This window comes from Virgibacillus halodenitrificans JCM 12304 (assembly GCF_001310895.1).
Taxonomy (GTDB): Bacteria; Bacillota; Bacilli; order Bacillales; family Amphibacillaceae; genus Virgibacillus_Q; species Virgibacillus_Q halodenitrificans.
The window spans coordinates 74,957-82,668 of record NZ_BAZS01000014.1 but is presented as its reverse complement, the minus strand read 5'-3'; the positions used below and the strand labels follow the sequence as shown (position 1 = coordinate 82,668).

General features: G+C 38.0%; 6 protein-coding genes. 1 reads left to right on the top strand and 5 read right to left on the bottom strand.

What is annotated here, in order from left to right:
* Nucleotides 1-147: 147 nt before the first annotated feature.
* The 3 genes from JCM12304_RS09320 to JCM12304_RS09310 all read right to left on the bottom strand — a co-directional run bounded on the left by JCM12304_RS09320 (nucleotide 148) and on the right by JCM12304_RS09310 (nucleotide 3,882).
* Nucleotides 148-2,163, bottom strand: a complete 2,016-nt coding sequence (locus JCM12304_RS09320; RefSeq protein WP_060679977.1) for an exo-alpha-sialidase — start codon at nucleotides 2,161-2,163, stop codon at nucleotides 148-150.
* Nucleotides 2,164-2,189: 26 nt separating this feature from the next.
* Nucleotides 2,190-2,564 carry a sialidase domain-containing protein gene (locus JCM12304_RS09315; protein ID WP_060679975.1) on the bottom strand — a complete coding sequence of 125 codons (375 nt, stop codon included), beginning with the start codon at nucleotides 2,562-2,564 and terminating at the stop codon, nucleotides 2,190-2,192.
* 328 nt (nucleotides 2,565-2,892) lie between these two features.
* Nucleotides 2,893-3,882 (bottom strand): LacI family DNA-binding transcriptional regulator, encoded by a 990-nt coding sequence (locus JCM12304_RS09310; protein WP_060679972.1) that lies wholly within the window; start codon nucleotides 3,880-3,882, stop codon nucleotides 2,893-2,895.
* Between the two features lie 319 nt (nucleotides 3,883-4,201).
* On the opposite strand from JCM12304_RS09310, the gene JCM12304_RS09305 reads away from it, so the two are divergent.
* Nucleotides 4,202-4,747 carry a hypothetical protein gene (locus tag JCM12304_RS09305; RefSeq protein WP_019375994.1) on the top strand — a complete coding sequence of 182 codons (546 nt, stop codon included), beginning with the start codon at nucleotides 4,202-4,204 and terminating at the stop codon, nucleotides 4,745-4,747.
* 57 nt (nucleotides 4,748-4,804) lie between these two features.
* Here the strand turns inward: JCM12304_RS09305 and JCM12304_RS09300 are convergent, their stop codons facing one another.
* Complete coding sequence (locus JCM12304_RS09300) at nucleotides 4,805-5,848, bottom strand: aromatic ring-hydroxylating dioxygenase subunit alpha (protein ID WP_060679970.1); 1,044 nt, start codon at nucleotides 5,846-5,848, stop codon at nucleotides 4,805-4,807.
* A gap of 95 nt (nucleotides 5,849-5,943) precedes the next feature.
* Nucleotides 5,944-7,305 (bottom strand): nucleobase:cation symporter-2 family protein, encoded by a 1,362-nt coding sequence (locus JCM12304_RS09295; protein ID WP_060679968.1) that lies wholly within the window; start codon nucleotides 7,303-7,305, stop codon nucleotides 5,944-5,946.
* Nucleotides 7,306-7,712 lie beyond the last annotated feature (407 nt).

Here is a 7,712-nt window from a genome sequence, read left to right as displayed (position 1 = left end):
CTTTTTTGCGAATCAGTGAATATCCTCAAAATATATATTAGAACCATTTGTTTAGCGAAAGAGGGCATGCAAAAGACCTCTAATAAATCATAGAGGTCTTTTCCACAAACTGTATATTTATTTTAGCTAAGTAGTATCCTATTCCAACTATTTTCTCCCTTTCCCGTTAGCTCGAATCCGTACTTCATCAATTAGTTTTGAATTTGCTTCCTGTTTATCTAGAGTCTTTCCATAAACATTATATACATCTAGGTTATTACTAAACGAAAGGTCTAACTCACGTTTTCTAGGATGAATATCAGGGATGGTTCCTTCAAATAAAATTGTATTGGCAGATACTTGGTCCGCAAACTTAAATTCAATTTCCGTGTCATCGAGCGTTCCAGTAAGGCTCCGGCCACCCATCAACATGACATAGCTATCAAAAGTCATCTCTACCTGAATAGTTTCACCAGGTCGATAAACATTTGGGGTTTTCTCTATTGTGCTGAAAGAATTAACAGTTGGTGCGGGAGCCTCTTTTTCCTTCTCCCACTTCACAAAGTCAGTATTAAACTTCCTAAAATCCATGACAGTATTTGGGGTACCTTCATAAAAAAGACCAATATTTCCATCTGATAAATTAGTAAGACTGGAATAGCCATAATGCCCTTCTTTGACAAGCTGATCATATTTCCAATCAATTGAATATTTTGTATGCCCATTTCCATAAGTTCCTGATTCTTCTATTAGCCCTATTCTTACTGTTCCATCCACTCTGCTGGCAGAGTTGTTTGCACTTGAGAAGATAAGTGCTTCTTTGTCATCGACCTTCCCATCGTAACGTATAACAGACATTTGGCTATACGGTGCAACCAAATCCTTTTCCGTTACAACTTCTTCTTCCCATGTTTCTCCGCCATCAAAGCTTGTAGCAATTTGTGCGTAGCCAGAATGGTTTCTCATAAACAATTTCAGCTGACCATCAGGCATTTCAACAACCTGTGATTCAGTAACCTCATATGCACTATTGTTAAAGGTTTTCTCATGAATGACCTCTCCGTTACCCATAACTCTTCCTTCATTAGGTGATTCACCACGGTGCCATGTCTTCCCATTATCATCACTATAAACAACGGCACTAGCTTGTTTAAAGTTATCATTTAGAAAGTACACCGGGAAAACAAGTCTTCCTTTATGTTCACCTTCTGTTAATTGAATACCGTTACCTGGGCCAGTACCCAGGAATGCCATCCATTCTTCTTTCACCTCATCATTTAAGTCAATGGTCCCTTCCCATGTTTCCCCTTCATCATCACTATAATAGAGTTCGAGATAGGAAGTTTTATATGGTTTTAGAGGTGTTGTCTTACTAAATATATTGTCTATTTTTTCACCATTCAAGTATAAGTTTCTTCTATCATCTACTTTATATTCCGTTTGGTTTCCTTCATTATCATACACTTGTCCACCATCACGAACTGTAAATTCCTTTCCAGCTTCATCTGTGAGGAACATATACTTTTTCCCATCAATTGTTTTGAACCCAGTTCCTTTATAGGAGTTGACTCCAAAACCACCCATAAGTCCTGCACCATGTGGAAAGCCATCAACCAAGGCAAAAATCCGCTCGTTTGACTTATCCTGCAGGAAAGCTAAATCGATATTGGAAGCCTGATCTGGATAGTCGTTGACCATCACACCATTCTCTTCCCATGTATCTCCATCATCAAAGCTTCTCCGAATAACAGCATCAATATTATTGGGAGAATCAGCACCATTTTCTACGCGGCGGTCGATCCCAGCAATCAATGTACCCTTTTCTGTGTAAAATAGTGCTGGAATTCGATAATTATTCGAATCCATGAAGCCTGGGTAAAAGATACTTTCAGGGTCCGTTACATAAGCTTCGTCTGGCATTGGAGTCACAAGCGGTGCAGCAGCTGTCACACCTGTAACTGCAGTTAAAACTTCATCAGAGAGTGGCTTATTGTATATCGTCGCAAAATCGATATCCCCCTCAAAAGGATAATTGTTTCCACCAGCTGCTCTCTCTGTCCTGCCAAGTTGGGCGCTGTTCGGTTTGTAAATATTGTTTAAAAATTTCCTTGGAGTCGTAGTGTCTTTTTTAATTAATTCTCCATCCAGGAAGTATTTATAGCCTGCTTCCTTATCTACCACCATTGCCAGTGTATAGACATGTCCTTCTTTTAGATTTGCTGCAACAGATGTATGAACGTTTTCTTGGGGTTCCCCTGCTTTTGAAATCGATTTTCACTGCCAATGGAGGACGGGGAGATATATAAATGGAAATGCCCATTAGCTAGATTACTATTACTTAATGAAAATAATGACATAATAGAAGAGCCCGTATAACGAAAGCGAACAACAATCGTACCTTCTTCTAACCCTTTTAGCTTATCGATTTCACTATTAAGATTTGTGAAATAACCATTTTCTATTTGTTCATTCTCTACACTTACAATTGGTTCAGTCTTTGATGTAGAGGCTTCTACCAGTTTCTGATCTGCTCCTATGAAAATAAAAAATACTACAGAGATAATGATAGCGTATACATTTTTCATTTATTACTTCCTCCTTTTATAAATGGTATCAACGATTTTGTAGTCACACCTCCTTCTAATGATTTCCAATTTTAATTAGTTGAAATATTATCATAATGATAATTAAGTGTCAAAACGATAAATATTAAGAAAAACAATCATCATTAAAGAAAAAATGACAAAGTATACACATAATCCGTAAATATAGTTCATTAATCCTACAATAAAGCTTATAGTACAAGTGAAGATAATTTATAAATGATAAATCAGACTCACAAACAGGTGTTAAACAGGAAAAAAGCACCCTTTTAAAAAGAGTGCTGAAGTCTGTATGGCAAATAATAAAAAATTAACTCTGTAACGGCTTTGTAGATCCTCTTACAATCAATTCGACATTATATATGACCGATTCAATTTCACTATCAGGTGTTTCAATCTGCTGAATAAGCAGTTCCGCAGCTCGCTTTCCAATATCGTAAATGGGCTGATTAATTGTTGTTAATTGAGGCGTAGTAACTTTTCCTGGCTCTGTATTATCAAAACCTATAACTGACAGTTGTTCCGGCACTCGAATCCCTAATTGTTCAGCAGCTTTCAAAACACCAACAGCCCTGAGATCATTGGCTGCAAAAATTCCATCGATATCTGGGTTTTTCTGTAAGAGCTCCATTGCAGCAACGAGTCCCCCCTGAATACTGTGATCACCAACCTGTACAAAATCACTTGTCAACCAGTCTTCTTTTTTTACGACATCCAAGTAACCTTGTAGCCTGTTTCTTGAACTACTTACATTTTCAGGTCCGCAAATATGTCCAATTCGCTTACAGCCTATTGATTGCAAATATTCGACCGCCTGTCTTGCGCCGTCCCGATTATCTACAGTTACGGAAACAAGTTCTGGGCTAATTTTTCTATCCATGGCCACTATCGGAACGTTTATATTTTCAATCTGCTCAGCTTTGATTGTACTGGAAACAAAAATAAAACCATCAATCGACTTTTGTAGTAATGCTTGTAAATAGTCTATTTCTTTTTGATTATTGTTATCCGTATTACATAGAATAAATGTATATCCCCGCGAATTTGCCATATCCTCTACAGCTCTCGCCAGCTCAGGGAAGAAGGGGTTTTGAATATCTGGTACAAATAGCGCAATCATTTTTGATCTACCATTAAATAAACTACGTGCAACATCATTTGGTCGATAATTCAATTGCTTGATTGCTTCTTCCACCTTTTGCTTTGTATTTTCATTTACATATCCATTTGCATTAATGACTCGAGAAACAGTAGCTACAGATACATTTGCTAATTTGGCAACATCTCTAATTGTTGACATGTATAATCACCTCACTATGTAACGCGTTACATATTAGCTTATACAAAAATATGTGTAACCCGTTACATAAATAATAAAATTATTTTGTAAGCTTGTCAATAGTGAAAAAATTATAGAAATTGAAGTTTGCTTATGTGTTGCTGACTTCTATTAAAATTTAACTCATCTCTTAATCCTTGAACAAATGGAGAAACGAAATGTAAAATGAGTTTAAAGTTAAATGCACAAATTTTCTATTTTACCTATTAGTCCAACGCTACTGCTTAGAAAAAATAAGACATATTCTGTGTAATCTATTTAAAAAGGAGATGAGTATGAAATGACTTTATCTTATACAAATTTTCGTGGTGAAGCATATTATTTACATAGTAGCACGACAAAAAAAGGAAATTTAACTTATCATTTTTCTAAAAAAGTTAAAGATAATGCAATAGATCAATTACCTAATGGTTATGAAATATATGAAAATCCAAATGGGAAAGTATACTTACGAAAAGAACAGAAACAAATTGTTAATGAGCAGGAAATACAAACGATTAAAGAGAGTTTAAAGAAGCACTCTCCTATAAAGGATATAAAGCTCGATGTAAAAAAGGAATATATTTATATTTATTACGCAAATAAAGAATTAGGGGAAGTTTTACCATTTACTGATTCGCATACACAGGATAAATATAAGCAATATGAGACGGAACTGCGATTAGAATTAATTGACGAGGACGAACGGTGTTTCGTAATGGAACGTTTCTGTTTTTTAGGGGGTATTGATGATTGGATTGATTTGGAGGATTCAACAGATTTAGAGGCCCTTCTAGCAAAGTATGCCCCACATATTGGACAAGAAACACTTTTTGAGTTTTGGTAAGAATTAAACTCCGACGTAACGCGGGGGGTTCGTTACGTCGGATTATTATAATTACTCTTAATGGTTCACAGCTGCTGTCTTTTTCTGGGTGGCCCGTTTTCTTGCTCGTTGCTTCTTATCACTATTTATTGGCATGGTGCCATTTTCAATTCCTAATTTGTCTAACCATCTCCGGTAGGCAATCGTAAGTGCATCTGACTTCAAGTGCATTTCTGCTTGAAGATCCAGTGGAAGCAATTCTGGCTTCTGACTTTCTACCACATCCAAATCCTGATAAAAAATCGTATCCTGAAACTCCCTAAACGGTTCATCCGGCTGATCCAAGTCGTAGTTTCTGGTTAAAAGCATATAAACATTACATTGTTCATGATCTTCTTGGTTAACTACTGTCAGAATGGTAAGTTCCTCATCTGATCCCTCTGTTGTTTTCGTAAAACGAGCAGCAGTTGGGCTTAAAATCTCATATACATAATCTGTGTAACCACCTTTTGATCGTCCATCAGCATTTGGCTGGTATACAGGGATCTTACTCGTAATAAAGCGACCATCAAGAAATTCAACATCATAATCTACTATTTCAGCATGATCCGTATCCCCGAGCATGCCTTCATGTACGAACATTAAATGAGAGACATCAAGGAAATTTTCAATAATCCGAGGGGCATTGGCTTTTACCTCATAAGAACCGCATATAATTGTGCGATAGCCTTCCTGGTTATACTCCGGATAGTTAATTAATTGTATTGGTTCATCTCCAAGATTTACCCAAATGAGTCCCAGATACTCCTGACAATGGTACACTGTTGCTTTTGATTTCTTTGGAATCGGCCGCTCACATGGCAGTGCAGGAATCTTCACACACGTTCCCTCTGAATTATATTCCCACGCATGGTATGCACAAACTAAATTTCCATCGACAACTTTACCTAGTGAGAGGGCCGCTCCACGATGAATACATAAATCCTTGAACGCATGAACGCCTTTCTCATTTCGGAAAATAACTACCCTTTCTCCAAGCACAAAAACTTGCTTAGGATCATCTTGCAATTCCTCCGACTTACATACAGGATGCCATTCGTTCCACAATCTATCTTGCTGCATAAGCCTTCCTCCTCAGATAAATTAAATCGTGTCAATGATACAGAGGGACGGTTCTCCTGTCCCGGGGCCTGAAGAACCGCCTTCCTGCTCCAGCTCTATTTACTAACACCTAATGGAATTACGTTGCTGTCTTGCTTTTTCTCAGGAAGTACGAAATTAAGGACTAATGCTGCAATTGCGCCCACGGCTGTTCCTGAAGAAACAAAGTATGTTACTAGATTCGGTAACCCATTTGCGATCTCTGCTGGCATAAGGACAGCAGATAATGCAAGCATAATAGGAAGACCAATTACGATCATATTTCTTTCTGTAAATGGTGCATTCTTAATTACTTTAAAACCATTCATCATAATAACAACACATAGAATAGCAAAAACCCCATTAATTACTGGAGCTGGAATGCTGGCAATAACGTTCATGATTTTTGGCATCATTCCAAGTGCTATCAAAATAGCACCACCGGCGATAATCGGTTTACGGCTCTTCACACCCGTAATGGCTATTATTCCAGCATTAGAAGAATATCCTGTCACAGGTGTTCCTCCAAAGAAGGATCCAACAAAGCAACCGATCCCCTCTCCAAACGCTCCACCGTTTAATCGCTTTCCATCCAGCTTTTCATCTGCTACTTCGCCAACGGTAAACCATGTACCCGTCGTTTCAATTACGATAATCAAATAAATGGCAAGCATAATTAATATCGCATCCAATTCAAATGTTGGTGTACCAAATGCAAATATACTTGGCAACGCGAACCACGGCACCTCGCTAACATGCGAAAAATTTACAAGTCCGAATAAAGCTGCAACTAGAGTTCCAATTCCCAGTGAAAGCATGACGGAAGCTACTTTCATAAATTTAAATTTTGTTTTCATATTTTCACCTATATACATACAAGCAATCAATACAACTGCTGTAATAAAAGCAATCAGGATGTTCACTTGAAAGCTTCCAGGTGCAGTATAGATGGAATTAATCGCAGCGGGCATGAGAGATATACCCACAACAACGATAACCGTCCCTGCCACAAGTGGTGGGATAAATTTTAATACAAGCTTACTAAATACGTTTAGCGGTTTGCCTAGCAAAGAAATGAGTATAGCGCCAGGGATAAGACTACCAATCATTGCACCTATTCCGGAAGTGGTGCCAATAGCTGCCAATGCGCTAATCGGAACAAACGAGGGCCCTTGCATCACAGGCAGCTTCATTGCAAATCCAGCCTGAATGATTGTTGCAATTCCACAAGCGATAAACGTCATTTGGATTAATAACGCACTATCAGCTACAGAAAAGGATAATAATCCAGCCAAAATGATTGGAGGTATAAAAAGATCCATTGCAAGTACATGCTGTAATCCAACAAAGAGCGACTTTCCAACAGAAATTTCTGTTTCCTTCCCCTGTTGTTCAACCTCGTTTATTTCTGTTTCTTGTTTTCTAGCTGTATTAACCATATTTGTAACTCCCTCCAATTTATATTCATAGGTGATAACAATGAGCTTACGAGTAAATAATTTATTTGGTTCTACTACAAATGTTAGGGCACAAACGTATTTCGTACATTCATAGTAGGAGTAAACTGCGACGTAACTATATTGATGAAAAGCTCAGTTAAATGTTTGAGGAGAAGTACCCCATTGATTTCCGTTTCAGGCGGACGCTTTCCACCGGCATGGCCTCAGCCGCTTCCTCCGCTACGCTCCGTCCAGGGTCTTCGCCTCATGCTATTCCGGTAGGAGTCGCCGCCCTCCACTCCAATCAATTCGTACACTGCACATTTCTGGGTGTTTCCGAACGCAATTTTTCTTCGTAGATATAATAATAAATAGTAGCGGAATATTTCCCCATAGCGGTGATTAAC